Origin of the sequence: Shewanella goraebulensis, from assembly GCF_030252245.1 — a bacterium.
Classification (GTDB): domain Bacteria; phylum Pseudomonadota; class Gammaproteobacteria; order Enterobacterales; family Shewanellaceae; genus Shewanella; species Shewanella goraebulensis.
In genome coordinates this window covers 495,139-516,649 of sequence record NZ_CP126972.1, presented here as the reverse complement: position 1 = coordinate 516,649, position 21,511 = coordinate 495,139, and the positions used below count along the sequence as shown (strand labels likewise).

4 protein-coding genes are annotated in these 21,511 nt (G+C 43.5%); all 4 read left to right on the top strand.

The features are described 5' to 3' along the window. Nucleotides 1-187: 187 nt before the first annotated feature. The 4 genes from QPX86_RS02150 to QPX86_RS02135 are packed head-to-tail and all read left to right on the top strand — an operon-like array spanning nucleotide 188 to nucleotide 21,510. Entirely contained in the window at nucleotides 188-16,678 is a 16,491-nt protein-coding gene (locus tag QPX86_RS02150; RefSeq protein ID WP_285163969.1) for a T1SS-143 repeat domain-containing protein, read from the top strand. A 40-nt stretch (nucleotides 16,679-16,718) separates the two neighbouring features. Beyond that, nucleotides 16,719-18,881: a type I secretion system permease/ATPase gene (locus QPX86_RS02145; RefSeq protein WP_285163968.1), complete on the top strand. Its 2,163-nt coding sequence runs from the start codon at nucleotides 16,719-16,721 to the stop codon at nucleotides 18,879-18,881. Beyond that, nucleotides 18,878-20,191, top strand: coding sequence for an HlyD family type I secretion periplasmic adaptor subunit (locus QPX86_RS02140; RefSeq protein WP_285163967.1), 1,314 nt, complete (start codon nucleotides 18,878-18,880; stop codon nucleotides 20,189-20,191). Before QPX86_RS02145 ends, QPX86_RS02140 begins: the two co-directional genes overlap by 4 nt. 23 nt (nucleotides 20,192-20,214) lie before the next feature. After that, complete coding sequence (locus QPX86_RS02135; protein WP_285163966.1) at nucleotides 20,215-21,510, top strand: TolC family outer membrane protein; 1,296 nt, start codon at nucleotides 20,215-20,217, stop codon at nucleotides 21,508-21,510. Nucleotide 21,511 lies beyond the last annotated feature (1 nt).

The following is a 21,511-nucleotide window of genomic DNA, read 5'->3' as shown; positions in this document are numbered from 1 at the left end:
AAAGAGGCCAATTGGCCTCTTTTTTTGTATCTTTATGAATCAAAACAGGTGAATATTTCATCATCGCTTTTAAATTTAAAAAACAAGGTTTATGCTTTAAATTGCGCTTAATTTGTTGGTGATCCTCGTCATAAGCGGTAAACGTATTTGATTACTGACAACAATGGATTGAAATTAAGGAATGCAAATGATTGTTGATGGTGTAGATGTGTTGTACTACGTTAAAATTGGCTCAAGCATTTTCGCTGTAGCGAACGATGGTCAATGGCATGCGGTTACGCTAGATAACGTCAGCAATGAATTAACCATTCATGACGTCAATGCTGAAAGTATTTTTATTAATGCAGACAGTGCCCCTTATATTGTTGTCGACCAACAAAGCGTTTTGCTGCCTAATTCATTATTGATTAATTCAGCCAAAGACGAAGGGCTGCAAAATAGCCCGGCTCAAGATAGTTCGACTGAACCCGTTTCTATCAGCTCAAATACTTCTGGTGAAAACAGTAACAATGTCAGTAACAGCGGCCTTAACTACTTCTACCAAATCATTCAAACTCGATACAATGCACTCATTGCCCAATCTGGTTACGACACTCAAGGCGATGAACAATTCAATTCTGCTGACTCAATCAATTCCCTTGTTGGCAGCCAAGATACTTTTTTAACGTTAACTTTATCTGTCAATATTGAAGATGCAAACGACGGCTATTTAAACCAGTTTGAAGTCCCTACGGTCGATATCAATGGACAAGCACTCGATGCTCGAAATGGGCAAGTACTCCAGCTCACGCTAACGGATATCCAGGGTCAGCAAATTGTATTGTCAGTATTGGTGATGAATGAGTCGTGGCAAGTGAATGGCCTTGATATATCAACCCTAGCTGAAGGACTGATTACCGCAGAAATCAGTGCACCAACCTATCAAGGTGAAGCCGCACCAGCAACTGATCAAACCATTAAAGATACCCTCGCCAGCATTACCATTGAAATTGAAGACAATGATAATGTTATCAATGCTGCAGAAATTATCTCTGTCACCATCAAAGGTCACGTCACTAACGTCGAAGATGGTCAGACAGTGCTTGTGACGTTAACTGATGCCAGTGGTCACTCTCGCACAATTTCAACCACTGTAATGAGTGGTGCTTGGCAGCTTGATGCTCAAGACCTTTCCGACTTTGACCAAGGTTCACTCACAGCAACCGCTGAAGTTATTGATATAGCGGGTAACCCCATTGCCGCCACTACAGCAGATCCTATTGATATCCTTGCGAATATTGATATTAGCGTTGATACAGGCAATGACGAATTTGTTAATCGGTTCGAGATGAAAAAACTCGATTTCTCAGGCAGTGTGGTTGATGTCGAAGATGGCCAGACAGTCACCATCACAATTACTGATATCAATGGCCAGGTATTAACCTTTACCACCCAAGTTATTAATGGCGCTTGGCAAATAGATAACGCTGATATTGAAGCTTTAGTTGATGGAGAATTACGATTTGATGTCGATACAACAGACTTAGCAGGCAATCCAGCCAGTGCTTCAACTACAGTGATTAAAGATACCATCGCCAATGTCACCATTAATGTCATTGACTCAGACAACCTATTAAACCAGCAAGAAATTGATGACCTCAATACTATTTTTGGTATTGCCAATAATATTGAAGATGGCCAAAAAATCTTCATCACCATCACTGATAGCTTAGGGCAAGTATTCACCCTGTCATCAGAAGTCACTTATGGTACTTGGAGTTTGTCTGGCTTAGATGCTTCAGATTTAGCTGACGGGGTATTACACCTTTATGCCGTGGCAATTGATGCCGAAGGTAACCCTGCATTTGGTAGCAATACCATTATCAAAGATACCCAAGCTGGGATTACCGTTGACATTATCGATAATGATGGCGTTATCAATGCCATAGAACAAACACAAGTCGGCATACAAGGTAGTGTATCTAAAGTTGAAGATGGCCAAACCGTCACAGTAAGAGTAACTGATGCTCACGGGAATGCATTAACACTCACGACCACTGTCATTAATGGCCAATGGTCATTGCCTGCCCAAGATTTAAGTCATTTTGATGATGGCAGTCTAATCGTTATCGCTGAAGTCAGTGATATCGCTGGCAATGTTGCTACGGCGACGACATCGATGCCAGTCGATACCACCGCAGAGATTAGTATCGATTTTCTGGATAATGATGGTGTTATCAATTCAACAGAAATCACTAACGTATATTTTCATGGTAGCGTGGCGAATGTAGAAGATGGTCAAACTGTTATCATCAATTTAACCGATGATTTAGGTAACACACGAACGGTAACAACCTCTGTGATTAACGGACTTTGGGCCCTACCTTCACAAGATCTGTCAGCCTTTGATCAAAACTCGTTAGTGGCAACCGCAACCGTCACAGATATTGCAGGAAACACCGCAAGCTCATCATTACCACTCCCGATTGATACCCTAGCAAGTATTAGTGTTGAAATTATTGATAATGATGGCGTGATTAATGCCGCTGAAATGACTCAAGTGGTGATTCAAGGGACTGTGACGAATGTTGAAGATGGCCAAACTGTCACCGTACTGCTCTTTGATAATCAAGGTAATACACTAACGTTAACCGCGATAGTCTCAAACGGAGAATGGCAACTCGCTGCGCAAGATTTATCAAGTTTTGATGATGGATCACTGTTCGTAACTGCGCAGGTAAGCGATCTTGCAGGTAACCCTGCAACGGCAGCAACGCAGTTACCTGTTGATATTCTTGCTGACATTAATATCGACGTCGACACTGGCCGTGATGACATTATTAATCGTTTTGAAATGCTACGGTTAGATTTTTCAGGGCAAGTCAATGATGTTGAAGACGGCCAAAGCGTGACGATTACCGTCACTGACTCTATGGGTACATCGTTAACTTTTACCACCACTATCACAGCAGGAAATTGGCAAATTGATAATGCCGATATCTCTTCACTCGTTGATGGTGATATCCAGTTTGCCGTTAGCACCGTTGATATCGCAGGTAACCCAGCCTCAACCTCTACGATTGTCACCAAAGACTCCCTTGCTGCTGTCACCATAGAAGCTGTCGACGATGACAATACGCTCAATGCGATTGAAGTCTCCACAACGACTTTACGAGGTGAAGCACTTAATATTGAAGATGGTCAGAACGTACTTGTATGGGTCACCGATATTAATGGCTTACGCCTTATTTTCAATACCACAGTTGTTGATGGCCAATGGCAGTTAGATAATCTAGATTTATCTTCACTAGCAGAAGGTGAACTCAGCCTAAGAGCCTTATCCATTGACGTTGAAGGCAATCCAAGTATTGGTAACAATACCGTAGCCAAAGATACCCTTGCCGAAATCACTGTTGAAATCATTGATAGCGACGGCGTGATTAATGCCGCCGAAATGGCTCAAGTGGTGATTCAAGGGACGGTTACCCATATCGAAGATGGTCAAACCGTAACGATAAATCTCACTGATAGCCAAGGTCATAGCCTCACGTTAACAGCTCAAGTCAATGGTGGGATCTGGCAATTACCAGCCCAAGACCTATCGGATTTTGATGATGGCTCTTTAGAGGTCACAGCAACCGTTAACGATATTGCAGGTAACCCTGCCACTGCCACCGCTCAGTTACCTGTCGATATTCTTGCTGACATTAATATCGACGTCGACACTGGCCGTGATGACATTATTAATCGTTTTGAAATGCTACGGTTAGATTTTTCAGGGCAAGTCAATGATGTCGAAGACGGCCAAAGCGTGACGATTATCGTCACTGACTCTTTGGGTACATCGTTAACTTTTACCACCACTATCACAGCAGGAAATTGGCAAATTGATAATGCCGATATCTCTTCACTCGTTGATGGCGATATCCAGTTTGCCGTTAGCACCGTTGATATCGCAGGTAACCCAGCCTCAACCTCTACGATTGTCACCAAAGACTCCCTTGCTGCTGTCACCATAGAAGCTGTCGACGATGACAATACGCTCAATGCGATTGAAGTCTCCACAACGACTTTACGAGGTGAAGCACTTAATATTGAAGATGGTCAGAACGTACTTGTATGGGTCACCGATATTAATGGCTTACGCCTTATTTTCAATACCACAGTTGTTGATGCCCAATGGCAGTTAGATAATCTAGATTTATCTTCACTAGCAGAAGGTGAACTCAGCCTAAGAGCCTTATCCATTGACGTTGAAGGCAATCCAAGTATTGGTAACAATACCGTAGCAAAAGATACCCTTGCCGAAATCACTGTTGAAATCATTGATAGCGATGGCGTGATTAATGCAGCCGAAATGGCTCAAGTGGTGATTCAAGGGACGGTTACCCATATCGAAGATGGTCAAACCGTAACGATAAATCTCACTGATAGCCAAGGTCATAGCCTCACGTTAACAGCTCAAGTCAATGGTGGGATCTGGCAATTACCAGCCCAAGACCTATCGGATTTTGATGATGGCTCTTTAGAGGTCACAGCAACCGTTAACGATATTGCAGGTAACCCTGCCACTGCCACCGCTCAGTTACCTGTCGATATTCTTGCTGACATTAATATCGACGTCGACACTGGCCGTGATGACATTATTAATCGTTTTGAAATGCTACGGTTAGATTTTTCAGGGCAAGTCAATGATGTCGAAGACGGCCAAAGCGTGACGATTATCGTCACTGACTCTTTGGGTACATCGTTAACTTTTACCACCACTATCACAGCAGGAAATTGGCAAATTGATAATGCCGATATCTCTTCACTCGTTGATGGCGATATCCAGTTTGCCGTTAGCACCGTTGATATCGCAGGTAACCCAGCCTCAACCTCTACGATTGTCACCAAAGACTCCCTTGCTGCTGTCACCATAGAAGCTGTCGACGATGACAATACGCTCAATGCGATTGAAGTCTCCACAACGACTTTACGAGGTGAAGCACTTAATATTGAAGATGGTCAGAACGTACTTGTATGGGTCACCGATATTAATGGCTTACGCCTTATTTTCAATACCACAGTTGTTGATGGCCAATGGCAGTTAGATAATCTAGATTTATCTTCACTAGCAGAAGGTGAACTCAGCCTAAGAGCCTTATCCATTGACGTTGAAGGCAATCCAAGTATTGGTAACAATACCGTAGCAAAAGATACCCTTGCCGAAATCACTGTTGAAATCATTGATAGCGATGGCGTGATTAATGCAGCCGAAATGGCTCAAGTGGTGATTCAAGGGACGGTTACCCATATCGAAGATGGTCAAACCGTAACGATAAATCTCACTGATAGCCAAGGTCATAGCCTCACGTTAACAGCTCAAGTCAATGGTGGGATCTGGCAATTACCAGCCCAAGACCTATCGGATTTTGATGATGGCTCTTTAGAGGTCACAGCAACCGTTAACGATATTGCAGGTAACCCTGCCACTGCCACCGCTCAGTTACCTGTCGATATTCTTGCTGACATTAATATCGACGTCGACACTGGCCGTGATGACATTATTAATCGTTTTGAAATGCTACGGTTAGATTTTTCAGGGCAAGTCAATGATGTCGAAGACGGCCAAAGCGTGACGATTATCGTCACTGACTCTTTGGGTACATCGTTAACTTTTACCACCACTATCACAGCGGGAAATTGGCAAATTGATAATGCCGATATCTCTTCACTCATTGATGGCGATATCCAATTTGCCGTTAGCACCGTTGATATCGCAGGTAACCCAGCCTCAACCTCTACGATTGTCACCAAAGACTCCCTTGCTGCTGTCACCATAGAAGCTGTCGACGATGACAATACGCTCAATGCGATTGAAGTCTCCACAACGACTTTACGAGGTGAAGCACTTAATATTGAAGATGGTCAGAACGTACTTGTATGGGTCACCGATATTAATGGCTTACGCCTTATTTTCAATACCACAGTTGTTGATGGCCAATGGCAGTTAGATAATCTAGATTTATCTTCACTAGCAGAAGGTGAACTCAGCCTAAGAGCCTTATCCATTGACGTTGAAGGCAATCCAAGTATTGGTAACAATACCGTAGCAAAAGATACCCTTGCCGAAATCACTGTTGAAATTATTGATAATGATGGTGTTATCAATTCAACAGAAATCACTAACGTATATTTTCATGGTAGCGTGGCGAATGTAGAAGATGGTCAAACTGTTATCATCAATTTAACCGATGATTTAGGTAACACACGAACGGTAACAACCACTGTGATTAACGGACTTTGGGCCCTACCTTCACAAGATCTGTCAGCCTTTGATCAAAACTCGTTAGTGGCAACCGCAACCGTCACAGATATTGCAGGAAACACCGCAAGCTCATCATTACCACTCCCGATTGATACCCTAGCAAGTATTAGTGTTGAAATTATTGATAATGATGGCGTGATTAATGCTGCTGAAATGACTCAAGTGGTGATTCAAGGGACTGTGACGAATGTTGAAGATGGCCAAACGGTCACCGTACTGCTCTTTGATAATCAAGGTAATACACTAACGTTAACCGCGATAGTCTCAAACGGAGAGTGGCAACTCGCTGCGCAAGATTTATCAAATTTTGATGATGGGTCACTGTTCGTAACTGCGCAGGTAAGCGATCTTGCAGGTAACCCTGCAACGGCAGCAACGCAGTTACCTGTTGATATTCTTGCTGACATTAATATCGACGTCGACACTGGCCGTGATGACATTATTAATCGTTTTGAAATGCTACGGTTAGATTTTTCAGGGCAAGTCAATGATGTCGAAGACGGCCAAAGCGTGACGATTATCGTCACTGACTCTTTGGGTACATCGTTAACTTTTACCACCACTATCACAGCAGGAAATTGGCAAATTGATAATGCCGATATCTCTTCACTCGTTGATGGCGATATCCAGTTTGCCGTTAGCACCGTTGATATCGCAGGTAACCCAGCCTCAACCTCTACGATTGTCACCAAAGACTCCCTTGCTGCTGTCACCATAGAAGCTGTCGACGATGACAATACGCTCAATGCGATTGAAGTCTCCACAACGACTTTACGAGGTGAAGCACTTAATATTGAAGATGGTCAGAACGTACTTGTATGGGTCACCGATATTAATGGCTTACGCCTTATTTTCAATACCACAGTTGTTGATGCCCAATGGCAGTTAGATAATCTAGATTTATCTTCACTAGCAGAAGGTGAACTCAGCCTAAGAGCCTTATCCATTGACGTTGAAGGCAATCCAAGTATTGGTAACAATACCGTAGCAAAAGATACCCTTGCCGAAATCACTGTTGAAATCATTGATAGCGATGGCGTGATTAATGCAGCCGAAATGGCTCAAGTGGTGATTCAAGGGACGGTTACCCATATCGAAGATGGTCAAACCGTAACGATAAATCTCACTGATAGCCAAGGTCATAGCCTCACGTTAACAGCTCAAGTCAATGGTGGGATCTGGCAATTACCAGCCCAAGACCTATCGGATTTTGATGATGGCTCTTTAGAGGTCACAGCAACCGTTAACGATATTGCAGGTAACCCTGCCACTGCCACCGCTCAGTTACCTGTCGATATTCTTGCTGATATCACGGTTGAAATCCTTGATAATGATGGCGTCATTAACGCCACTGAAATGACACAAGTGGTTATTCAGGGCACGGTAACCGATGTTGAAGACAACCAAACCGTCACCGTTGTCATTACCGACAATCAAGGCCATAGTCTAACGTTAACCACACAAGTCATTGCAGGAGTTTGGCAACTTGCAGCTCAAGACTTATCAGGTTTTGATGATGGCTCTTTAGAAGTCACAGCAAGTGTTAACGATGATGCTGGCAACCCTACCACTGCGACAACTCAGTTACCCGTTGATACCACGGCTATCATCACAATTAACGTCATAGATAACGACGATATCATTAACCAAACTGAGCTTTTGGCCGTTGTTGTTAGCGGAACCGTCACTAATATTGAAGCAGGACAAGATGTGACTGTCACGCTGACGGATGCGAATAATACTTCCACCAGCATCATCACCACGGTCAATAGTGACGGTACGTGGACCATTTCAGCGCAAGATCTAGCCGCATTAGGTTTTGTTGACGGTATTTTAACAGCATCAGCAACGGCAACCGATGCTGCGGGAAATACCGCCAGCGCAACGGATCAACTTGTTATTGATACTCAAGTAACCATTGATATCGATACTGGCGCAGATGGGTTTGACGTCGGATTATTTACCTATGGTCGAGAATCATCTTTATCTGGTACCACAACAGGTGCAGAAGAAGGCCAAACAGTCACTCTAACGCTAACTGATGGAGTCACCACCAAAACATTTACTACTGATGTTAAGGCCGATGGCACTTGGGAATTTGATGAAACCTTAGATGTAGATGGATTAGATCAACGTGTAAGCTGGCAGATGAGTGTCAGTGTAACCGACCTTGCAGGGAATACCGCTACAGATGAAATGCCGTATTTAGATATTCCTGATGATGGTTATTTATATGAGTTAGTGTTAAACATTAATAATCAAACAAGTGCCCAGTTTAGTTTTGATATTCCTAATGCCGAGCTGACATTATCAACTGACCAATCCTTTCTTCTACAAAACCAATCTAATGGCCAAGACTTGTCGATTGTGATCGCGCCAAACGGCCTGTCTTTCCAAGTTTTTAGGGATGGAGATAACGAACTCGTCCTTGAAGCGACGCTTATCGGAACCGAACTCGACGTTACCCTTTATCAAACGCTGGATAACCCTGCTACAGGCAATTTATCCACATTAATTCGAGTTGAGGGGCTTCAAACGGATACAGATGGCACAACTGAGCAAATCATTACTTACGCCATACTGCATGTAAAAGATACCCCTGAATTAGCCATTGACGATCACTTCACAGCCATTGAAGATACCGCTATGACGGGCTCGATAACTGGTAACGATTATACTATCGAAGGCCCACTGGTCGTCGAAACCGTCACATTTAATGGCATCGATTACCCCGTATTAGAAGGCTCTCCAGCTGTTATTGATACAGGTAAAGGTGAATTAACGGTTTTATACAATGGCTTTTGGCGATTTGAGGCAAGTGACAATCTAGATAACACCGTAGAACAATCCATAAGTTTTGACTACACAGTTACGGACTTTGACGGCAGTATTGCATCTGCAACCAGTACCATTATCATCGCTGACGGTGCAATTGGTAACATGAGTGATGCCAGCTTTTCGACTGCAGAAGCGATTATCAACTCCCCTAATACAGACTCACGCTCTTTTACCATTTCCGCAGGTTCAGACTCCATCGTCGCCAGTTCTGTGGTGTTTAGTAGTTTATCGTTAATCCCATTAACCGCATTAGGACTAACATCTAATGGCGACAGTCTCAGTTATATCCTCAGTCCAGATGCTAAAACCATCACTGCATCTGCAAATGGAGTCACTGTATTTACCTTATCTCTTTCTGCTGTCAGTAATGGCGATGATGTCGATGTGACAGCGGTAATGTCATTAACCAGGCCATTAGATCATTACAGTTCTGAATCACTGGAATTAGCCACATTAATCGATGCCAATGATATTGATGGCAGTCATATCGATTTAGGTAACCTTAAATGGAACATACAGGATGGCAATGATGCAGCTATCAATAATATTGAAACCTTGATTTTTGATGAAACAAATCTCATAGGAACACCTATTGCCCAAACAGGTCAGTTTGATATTCAAATCGGTGCCGATGCTATCGACACATTAGGGTTTGATATTGACCAGCTTCCTGAGCTCACCGTTGGCGGTGAAGCGATTCAATTTGACTTATCCGCTGATGGATTAACGCTGACCGCACATACTGGCGATCCTGCTCAACCAATATTTACCATTGCGATCGACAATGGCTGGAATAATGAATCTGACACTTTATCTCATGGCTATACAACAACGCTCCATCAACCTTTTGATCAAATTGATACTGACGACATCAACTTTGGCTTATTCATAACTGATAATGATGGCGATACAACACAAGCCACGATGACGTTGACAGTAAAAGATGATGAAGCAGGTGAAATTACTGGTATCACAGTGCAAATTAGCGAGCTGCCTAGCGTTACTCCAGGCGTTGATAACCGTGCTAGTGGCTTTATTAATATCAGTGCTAAAGGCGACCCCATCGTCGATATCAAATTTGCCATTACCGATGGCGACGTGGTTGTAGATGCAGACAATAATGATGTGACTCAAAATGGGTCACTCGTGTATTGGGTGATATCTAATGACGGGGCAACAGCAGAAGGACAAACAGTTGACGGAACTGTTGTGTTCAGAATGAGCCTGCCAACAGACATCCATATCGATGCCGAGTCCACAGCTCAAATTGATTTTGAAATGCGTATGTTAGGCCCAATTGACAACATCGCAGGCTCGGGTGTTGAAAGCAAAATCAACGTCGATGTTGTCGCAACCGACAGCGACAACACAGATATAAACGCCATTATTTCTATCGATATTTACGATGGTGAATCTCCAAGTCTGCCTTCTTCGCTCATCTTAACAATCGACGAAGGTGAGCTAGTCGACAACAACAGCGTCCTTAGCAGTGCGGTATTAAATATCGATAATGGCAGTGATGATATCAGTAGTATTGAAATTGATCCCAGCTTTACTTTTGGGGCTTATACCAGTAGTGGGCAGTCAATATTACTCAGTAATTTTGCTGATGGTAACGGCTGGTATACCGCCATTAGAGCCGGAGACAGTAGTGAAGTATTTAGAGTGCGATTTAACGCCAATGGTAAAGTTGAATTTGAGCAATTTGAGGCCATAGATCATCCTGATGGCAATGGTGAAAATACCTTAACCATCAGTTTTGACGTTATCGCAACCGATGCCGATGGCGATACCTCAAACAGTCAAACGATACATATCAATGTTCAAGATGATGTCCCCATTCAGCATGACTCATCACTCACCTTTACCGAAGAAAACAATGCTGACCACAGTGTTAATTTGTTTAATCAAAAACAACAAGGCGCTGATGGAGCACAAGTCAGTAAATTTATATACAAAGGCACAGAATATTCAGCAGGCGATTCAGTTGAACTCTTTACCGATACCGGAGTTAAGTACGGAACGTTAGTGATTACCGCCAATGGTAAAGCCACAGTAACCAGTATGATTTTTGAATATGATGAACTGTTTTATAGTGAAGTGGTTCAGGTATATGTCACCGATACTGATGGTGATACCGTCATTGATAACCTCACTATCACGGCTAACGATAAAGCAGGCTCTATCAAGGTGCTCAACCCCAATTATACCGAAGATACACCTGGGGCTTTATCTATCGTCGCCTTGCCTGGCGATATTGATGAAGGGGAAATCATTCAAAGCATTGTCATCAACAAAGCATCTTTAGCAGGTGGCACACTCACATTAGATGGCCAACCTGTCAGCCTAGATGCCGATGGGAACTATATCTTGAGTGGTGGAGATCTGTTGATCAGTAATCTTGGTATAGCGATCCCTAGCGGTGACTTAGTGTTCCATCCTCCTGAAGACGCCTCGGATGCAACCTTAACCATCAACGCTGAAATCACAGTCAATATTAATAACAAGCCGTCAATCTCGACTGAAGTTCCGTTGACTATCGCCTCTGTAGCCGATACACCTGAATGGGAAAACACCAGCCAGTTTACCTATGATGTCAATGAAGATGATGGTGCTTTCAATATAAGCCTGTCAGCCAGTACTAAGGATGTCGTTGGCATTGATGCTCAGGGCTCTGAGGTCATGACCTATGTCATTTTCAATATTGCACTAGGTATTCAGCTCACCAGTACAAACAGTGAAGGTGTGCAATTCTCTATCGCCAATGGCCAAGAAATCAGTGCAGATGAATTAGCATTATTACAAGCTACAGTCGGTGAAAATTTAGCCGGACAATATAGCTTTGATGTCCGAGCAATCTCGACTGAGCCTGATAATGGCGATACTGCGCAAAGCGCCAATGAAACAATCACCATCAATGTCACCCCAATTGCTGATGCACCCACATTAGTGACTCGTGATATCAATGGTCAAGAAGATCAGCCTATCGCTTTAAACACAATTTTATTTGGCGAATTAACCGATACATCCGGCTCTGAAAGCCTCCATTTTGAATTAACCTTACCAGATGGTTGGCAGATTGATGCCCCAAGCGCCATCCATTTAGGCAACAATGTGTGGACTGTCTCGGTAGACGATCTTTTTGCCAGCCCAGAAGCCATGCTAGTGCCTTTAGCAGACGCAAGCTCTGCAAATCTTGGCGACTTTACTATTTCGGTTCGCAGCTATGCGACAGAAACTACCCAGGATGGTATCGATCCAGTAGACAGTATTATCAATCCCAATCCCAATTACAGTGCCCCACAAACCATAACGATAGCTCTCACCGGTGTCGCCAATGATGCGCCTACCATCACCTCAGATCCTACAGTCTGGGAAATTACCAATGATGGTAATATCAATTCAGTGGCGGCGTTCAATGAGGACACTGATATTCCACTATCATTTACGGTAATTAGCTCAGATGTTGATGGCTCAGAAAGTTTAAGCTTACGCATTGTGGGCTTGCCTGACGGTGCAAACTTTGTCGACAGCAATGGCCAGATTGTTAATTTACCCGTAGTCGGTTTTAACGGTTCAGCACCTATTTATAGCGTTACAGCAGCAGAGTTATCTGCACTGTCAATCAGACCCGCTGAAGATTTTAGTGGTCAAATTAACTTACAACTATTTGTCGAAAGCACCGAATTAGATGGCGATAGTGCGCAATACGAACTCAATCTCAATATTGATATTGCCCCAGTAATTGATGAAACATCCGCAACATTAACTACCACCAGCAATGGCAAAGAAGATCAACCTATTGTACTGAGTTTAATACCGGCTTTATTAGCCGATACTGACGGTAGTGAAAGCATCACAGATATGACGATCTTTCCTTCTAGTGAGGGGATCATTTACTTATTCGATGGCGCCGAAATAACCGTGGGCAGTTCAGGCCTATTACTATCTGAACTTACCGATGAATTTAGCCCAACATTAATAGAGTTACTCAACTCGGGACGTATAGCCATACTGCCACCACAAGATGCTGACGGTACTTTCTCATTAGACGTTATTTATCAAATTACCGACACCTCTGATACAGGAGAAACTTCGGTTCAAGATATCGCGAGTCAGCTTTCTATTGAAGTCGATGCCGTTGTAGAAGGCATCACACGATTACAGGTGAACAACACCGTCCTTTATAGTCCAGATGGCCAACCAATTACCATTGGCGATGATATTGTGTTTTTTGATGGTGATATTGATGGCTCTGAAGTACTCGACTATATCGTTATTACAATGCCAAGTGCTGACGGCTGGTATGTCACCCATCCAAATGGCGCAATTAACGACGGTGATGGCCGATGGATAATTCCTAGCAATAATATGACCAGTGACTCAGTTCAAGAACAATCACTGGCGATTTTAGAAGGAATGACCATATCAAGTGACCACATCACACTCTTTCAAGCTATCCTTGTAGAAGCCAGAGTGCTAGATAGAGATGACCCAGAAGTTATTTCAGCCAATATTTTTGTCACCTTTGATCAACCCACTTCAACCTCAACAGCTTCAACTGTGACGGCACTGCAATCGACGACCGTAGATGCTACCGAAGATAACGCCATCAGTTTTGCTGGCCACTTAAACCTATCCATCACGAGCGATAATAATGATGTGATTAGCTTTAGAGTGCTTGCTAGCGATCTCCCACAAGGGGGCTATTTCAGTGGCAGTGATGTCATTGCACTTTATGATGCCAGCGGTGAAAACGTGATTGAATATGTCTTTACCACAGCATCATTAACTAACCTCACACTGCACAATGTTGCCGACGACTTTGCCGGAGACATGGTCATCCCTATACGCATTATTGCAACGGACTCACTCAGTGGTGACACCCTAGTTGATGATAGCCAGAGTCTGGATATTAATATCTCCCCTATCGCTGATGGCCTCTCGTTGGATGTATTAGTTGATACTATGGATGAGGACGATCCGACACCACTTGGCTTATTCCTTACTTATGAGGATCTAGATCCAACTGCTGATAATGGTGGCGTTGAAAAAGTGGTGCTTGATAATCCCGCCCAATTATTCACCATACAACTGCTCGATGGCGGTCAGCTAATTGATAACTCAGGATTATTCCAATTGAAGTCTGGCACCACAGATACATGGGAATTCACAGGTTCTACCAATGCTGCATTAAATACAGCGCTGGCCTTATTACAATTTTCGCCTCCCGAGCATTTAAGTGGAGACTTTAGGTTACAGATATCAGGTGCAGTCAGTGACACCGCTGATATTGACTCAGCAGATGTCATCGATACCACCAATTTCAGTGACACTATTACGATTCATGTAAACCCAGTAACCGACGCTGCTGACTTTCCAGCAGGCCTAATCACTATCAACGGTACAGAAGATACCGATATTTTGCTTAGTGGCATTAATAGCTCAGTTATCGGCTTAATTGATTTAGATGGTTCAGAGGTGCAATACATCACTCTTAATGGCGTGCCAGAAGGGGCGACTGTCTATTACCAAGATGCAGGTGGTGATTTACACATTCTGCCAAACAATGGCGCTGATGGCGGTCAACTCAATGGTACTCCGACAACCTATTGGACTGTCACACCCGATCAACTAGATAGCATAGTCGTTAAGCCTCCACACAACTTTAACGGTGATATGCCACTGTCTTTATCCATCATCACCCAAGAGTTAGGCACAGATGATTTTGTGACTACCTCAATGGACTTTATTGTTGGCGTCAGCCCTATCGCAGATGACGTACAAATCATTTCTGCTCCAGAAGATTATACGGGTAGTGAAGGCGATGACATCAAAGTAGAAATTGCCGCAGAACTACTTAATCTCGATGGGAGTGAATTCTTTGTTGTTGATTTTCTTATCACCTCCAGCGACGCCAGTGCCCTTGTCGACCTTGAAGGGGTAGAAATTGATGGGCAATTTGTCGCTTTAACCGCTAATGGTTCAGGTGGATATATCGCCAGCTTAATTGTTGAAGCAGTCAGCTTAGCAGAAGTCAAAATATTACCTGGTGAACTTGCCTTTGGTACGCTCAATGTTGAAATGGCAATTTCCAGTATTGATACTGCGGAAGTCCTCGGCTCGGAAGAGCTCGATAGAAGTCAAAGTCAAACCGTGTCCTTTGATATTGAATTAACCCCAGAGGTCGATCCGCCTATTTGGACTCAATTTGCCGACTTCACGACCAATCAAACAGACAATATCGCTTTAAACTTGGGCTTAGAGCTGCAAAACCCTGCACCAAATGAAACCGCAACATTAACGATTCTTGGCCTATCAGATGGCATGACGCTTTCGAAAGGTGAAAAACAAGGCAATAAATGGATTGTTAATATCGAAGATGTCGCAGGGCTTACATTAAGCGGTGCGACAGACGGGGAAACAATTACTTTATCACTCGATCCGATTGCGACATTAGGTTCTGATGTGGTCGATGGTGAGCTTGAAACCATCACAATTACCGTTGATAGCAACGCCGTTGTGGCTAATGCATTTGCAGCCAATACATTTGCAGCGAATGCCGCCTACGTTTCAGCTTTCAATATGGCAATGGCGATGACGGTTACACAGCCAACGGAACTCGACGATCCGATAGTCCATCCATTTAATGATGAAGCAGCGTTAGAGATGATGCAGCTCGATATCATGCAAGAAATGCATGAAAGAGCACAATTTGAGCAAGTGCGGCATTATGAACATGGCTATCGAAACCTGACTCCAACTGCCGCTGCTGTATTTGCTGAAATCGAGTTAATGGAACAAACCGTCGCTCGTTATCAATATGAGCAGTCGCGTAACCCATTATCAAGCCAACCTATAGACGCCATTTTACCTATTGATGAACCAGTCATATCAGATGACATACCGATTCATCAAGATACGATGCCCCCTGTTGCGTCTAATGACTACAATAAATTTACCTTAGATTCTGAGCCCCACTTTGAACCAAACTTTGAACCAGTGTCTGAACCAGAATCTGAACCAGAATCTGAACCAGAGTTTCAACCAGAGTCTGAACCATTGCTCAGCGGTAAACCTGAATACGGATATCAAGATCCGCAGCCTATTACCGACGCTGAAGCTCAAACTGTAGAGCCAATTTTTAGTCATCTCGATAATAACTTAGCCCTATTCAATGAAATAAGCCCAGTAGCGCAAGAGCTGTTGGAACCAGCACTGCCCAATGAAGGTTTATCAACAATAACGATTGAGCCAACCAGTCAATTATCAATCGATATGCAACAAACTCATTCATATGACAAGCTTATTCAGCAGCCAGGTTTTGATGAGATACAGCCAATACCAGACGACACCCAAATGAATGCAACATCAGAGAATCAAACAGAAGCTGAAAACCTATTAGCGCTCACTGATGCGATAAAACAGTCCATAGCACATCAGCAAGGTATCTCATTATTCGATGTGCAAACAGATGTCCATTTAAGCCAAACTGAATTGGATGAAATAAACCAATTAGCCGCCCATCAGGCCTTATTAAATCAAAGCTAGAATCAAAAACTAAAAACGCATAAGGATACGCAATATTACAATGTCAGTTACAGATAGCAGTCATGCCGATATAGCTCAACATGAAGCCTTAGTTAATATTCTAGTATTAGCCAAAGCTCACTTTGGCTTAAGCATTAGCACTGAACAAGTGCAGCAGGCACTGCCCGTACAAAAGGACATCGCCTTCCAACTCACCACGGCGATGGCCAAAATAAGCTTGGACGCTGCTTCGCAAAAAATTGATAGCCAGCATTTAGCGCTACCTGCACTCCTGACCGATGCTAATCAACAGGTTTTTCTCATTACCCAAAAACAAGCTGCAGGTTTTACCTTACTCAATGCTGCTGGTGAACAATCAACAATCTCACCCAAACAATTAAGCCAACAGTTTCCTCAAAAAAACAGCCTGTGTTGGTATCTCAAGCCACTCGAACAACTCGACGAGCGAGGTACTGAGCACCACAAAGAGACCAAAAGACATTGGCTTTTAGCCGCATTTGATGAAGTAAAACCGTTTTACGGCAGCTTTCTGATTGGTTCTCTGGCCATTAATTTACTCGCCTTAGTCACACCATTATTTACCATGAATGTGTATGACCGCGTTGTGCCCAACCAAGCCATTGATACCTTATGGGTCCTCGCTAGCGGTGCATCTATTGCGATTGTTTTTGACTGGTTACTGCGCCAAGCTCGTACCCGTCTTGCTGACGTCGCTGGCAAGCAAGTTGATATTAAACTTTCAAGCACATTATTTGAAAAAGTCGTCGGAATGCGGCTTGAAAACCGCCCTGCATCATCAGGGGCTTTCGCTAAACAATTACAAGAATTTGATAGCATTCGTGACTTCATCACATCAGTTACCCTTGTCACGGCAGTGGATTTACCTTTTACCCTATTATTTTTACTCTTAATTGCATGGTTAGGTGGCGTCATGGTGTTTGTGCCATTAACCTGCATGGTCGTACTCATTTTACTGAGTGTTTTTATGCAAAAGCGCTTATCAGTGACCATAGAAGAATCATCAAAACTGTCTACTCAGCGCCAAGCACATCTAGTCGAAAGCCTAAATATGCTAGCCGAAATTAAACAAAATAACGGTCAAGCTAAAGCCTCACGTATTTGGCATGAAACCGTCAGTAGTCTTGCAGATTGGCAAAATGAGTCCCGTATTAGCTCAAATACCCTAAGCCATAGTGTGATGAATTGTCAGCAGCTAGTGTCCATTGGCCTAATTATTACTGGCGTTTATCAAATTCATCAGGGTAACTTGAGTATGGGCGGGCTTATCGCCATCGTCATGCTCAGCGGACGCGCCTCAAGTGCTATCAACCAAATAGCCATGCTATTACTAAAATACCAACAGACTCGCTCAGCAATTACTTCGGTTGAATCTATCTTGTCTTTACCCCAAGAAAACCAGCAGCAATCGATGAGTGTGTCGCAATTTCCATTTAATGGCAGCCTACATCTACGACACGCAAGTTTCAGTTACCCAGAGCAGCCACTAACTGCATTTAATGACATATCCCTTGATATTAAAGCAGGAGAAAAAGTCGGTTTTTATGGCCCTGCAGGTGCGGGAAAATCAACATTACTGGCACTCATTGCAGGGCAGTATCAATTAAATGAAGGTCAACTTTTTTACAATCAACTCGAAGCGCAACAATGGTCAGTTAATCGACTTCGTGACCATATCGGTTATATGAGTCAGCAACCCTGTTTAGCTTATGGCACCGTCCTAGACAACTTACTTTACGGACTCCAGCACGTGGATGAAGCATTACTGGCTAAAACCATGATGAATACGGGTATCGATAAGTTAATGGATAGACTCGGCAGTGGTTTAAACAGCCAAGTGGGTGAATTTGGCCGCCAATTATCGGGCGGACAACGTCAAGCTATTGCCCTTTGCCGTACTTTACTCAGACAACCAAAACTACTGATATTAGATGAACCAACAAGCGCCATGGATGAGCGCAGTGAAACACAAATTATCAGTAGCCTGAAAATGAATACCGCTGATTGCACCCTGTTAATCTCATCCCATAACCCCAAAGTATTGAGTCTTTGTGATCGCATCATAGTGATGGATAAAGGGGCGATAATCGGCGAGAAATCTGCCAGTGAATTTATTGAGCCCAGTAAGCGCCGAATTAAAGCGGTCAATGTGCGCCAGCACACAAGCAATGAGGTGAAATCATGAGTGCCAACATGCACATCAAACACCTTGAAGGGGCAAAACGTGCCAACACTGTCATCATGCTGACTGTTGCCTTGCTTTTGGCCACGATTACTTGGGCTGCCTTCGCCACCTTAGAAGAGGTGGTGGTTGGCGAAGGCAAAGTGGTACCAGCCACAGCCGTTCAGCAAATAGAAAGTTTAGATGGCGGCAGCTTAAAAGAAATTTTAGTCAAAGAAGGCGATACCGTTAATGTGGGACAGACTCTATTAGTGATAGATGAGTTACGATTTGCCTCAGCATTCCATGAGGCAAGACTCAATAGCGTTGCCTTAAAAAACCAACTCACACGATTAGAGGCATTACTTGAAAGTGTGCAAATCAATGACAATGAACCGTTATGGTTTTCACAAGTGCAAGTCAGTCCGCAACAGTTTGAGATTGCAGACCCTTCAGCCAATCGTCGTGCTCAAGCAATATACTCATCGCAACTCTCACAACTGATATCGCAATTAGATCAAACAGCGCAAATCGTCGAGCAAAAACGCCAAGCCAAAGAAGAAGTGAATATTAATATCGAGGCTCAACGTAGTGGTCTTAGCATGGCGAAACAAGAAATCCGTATGACCCGTGAAGCGGTTAATGAAGGCGCCGTTGCCGAACTTGAACTATTAAAACTTGAGCGAGACGCAGTTCGTTTACAGGGAGAGTTATCTGCCTCGCAAGCCAGTGAAAGACAGCTTCAGGCCGCGATCAGTCAAGCGGTTGCAGAACGTCGCAATGTGGCACTCGATTTTATTAATCGCATGACTGATGAGCGCAATAAAACCAGTAACGAACTCTCAGCGTTAACCGAAAACATGAAAGCGCTAGCCGATAGGCTCGAACGCACCCAAATCACTACGCCAGTCACAGGTAGCGTGTCGAATATTCTGGTGCGCTCCGCTGGTCAAGTGGTTGAACCGGGACAAGTTATCATGGAAATAGTGCCGCAAGATGATCAACTGATTATTGAAAGCCAAATAGCGCCTAAGGACATCGCATTTGTCCATACTGGACTGCAAGCCATGGTGAAATTCACCGCTTATGATTTTGTCATTTATGGTGGCATTAAAGGTGAGGTGATTTATGTCAGTCCAGATGCCCAGCAACTAGAAGATGGCACCACCTATTATGAGGCGCACATAAAAACAGATGAAACTCAGCTCAATGGCTGGCCAATTATCCCTGGAATGCAAGCTTCTACAGATATTTTGACCGGTCAAAAAACAGTTTTAAATTACTGGCTTAAACCATTATTACGAGCCAAAGCAAATGCACTAAGAGAACCGTAAAGGTACCAGAAGGTAAGGATACTATGCAAAAACTGCTATTCATTTCTGCTTTAGTGATGTCCACTCAAGTTCAAGCAATGACGCTAGAACAATCGGTGGCTGAAGCGATAAATCATCACCCTAGGCTGCAGCAAAAATACGCTAGCTTTGAAGCTGCTGTTCGCTATAAGAAAGCCGCAGTAGGAGACTATTTACCCCAAGTGAAGTTGTATGGTGGTGTAGGCTATGAAGAGGTGCGCTATAACAGCGGCCAACGCGTCGATACTGATTTAAATCGCACCGAGTTAGGCGTGAAAGTGTCGCAGCTATTATTTGATGGTTTTAGAACCACTTCAGAAATTGACCGCCTCGAATTTGAACAAGAGGCTGAACGCTTTGGGCTGATTTCTGAAGCTGAAAACCTCAGCTTAGATGTCGCAACCGTGTATCTCAATTTAATGCTGTCTAACCGTGTAGTAGGGCTTGCTGAACGTAATATCGCCGAACACGAAGACATCTTAAAAGACATTATTTTGCGTCAAGCAAAAGGCCTGAGTAGTGAGTCAGACGTCGCGCAAGTCAAAGCCCGTGTAGCAACAAGCCAATCGGGATACCTTGCTGCGCGCAATGAGCAAATGGATTTACAAGCTCGTTATTACGACCTAGTTGGCCAACTTCCCACAGAGCTGCATGATGCCAAACCCGATTTTAATTATGTACCTACATCACTCAAGCAGGCACTAGAGCAAGCCGTTAAGAACCATCCAGAAATTGATGCGGCCATCAACGATACTCAAGCTGCTTCGTCACAGTATGAGCGAGAAAAAAGTGACTACTGGCCTAAGTTATCAATTGAACTTCAAGCCAATAAAAATGACAACATTGGTGGGATTGAAGGGCCTGATGAAGATGCACGAGCCATGCTAATGCTCAGTTATGACCTCTATAATGGCGGTTCAACCAATGACCGAGCAGAAGCCGCAGCCTGGCAAGTACAACAAGCAAAATCAATTCGTCAGCAAACTGAAAAACAAGTAATTGAAGGCACTCGACTTGCTTGGAACGCCTATGAATTTGTCGGCCAGCAACGTAAGTTTTATCAAGTGAATGTGGACCAAGCCGTGCAAGCAGAGCAAGGCTATCAACGTCAATTTGAGCTAGGAAGGCGTTCACTTCTTGATGTGTTAGATGCCAAAGTAGAAGTTTATTTAGCCAGAAAAAACTACCTTAGCGCCTATTACAATTATCATATTGCATCGTATCGATTAATTAACGCCACAGGTCAACTCATTGAATCATTTAGAGTCGACACCCCAACACAATGGCAAGAGGAGAAGTAAT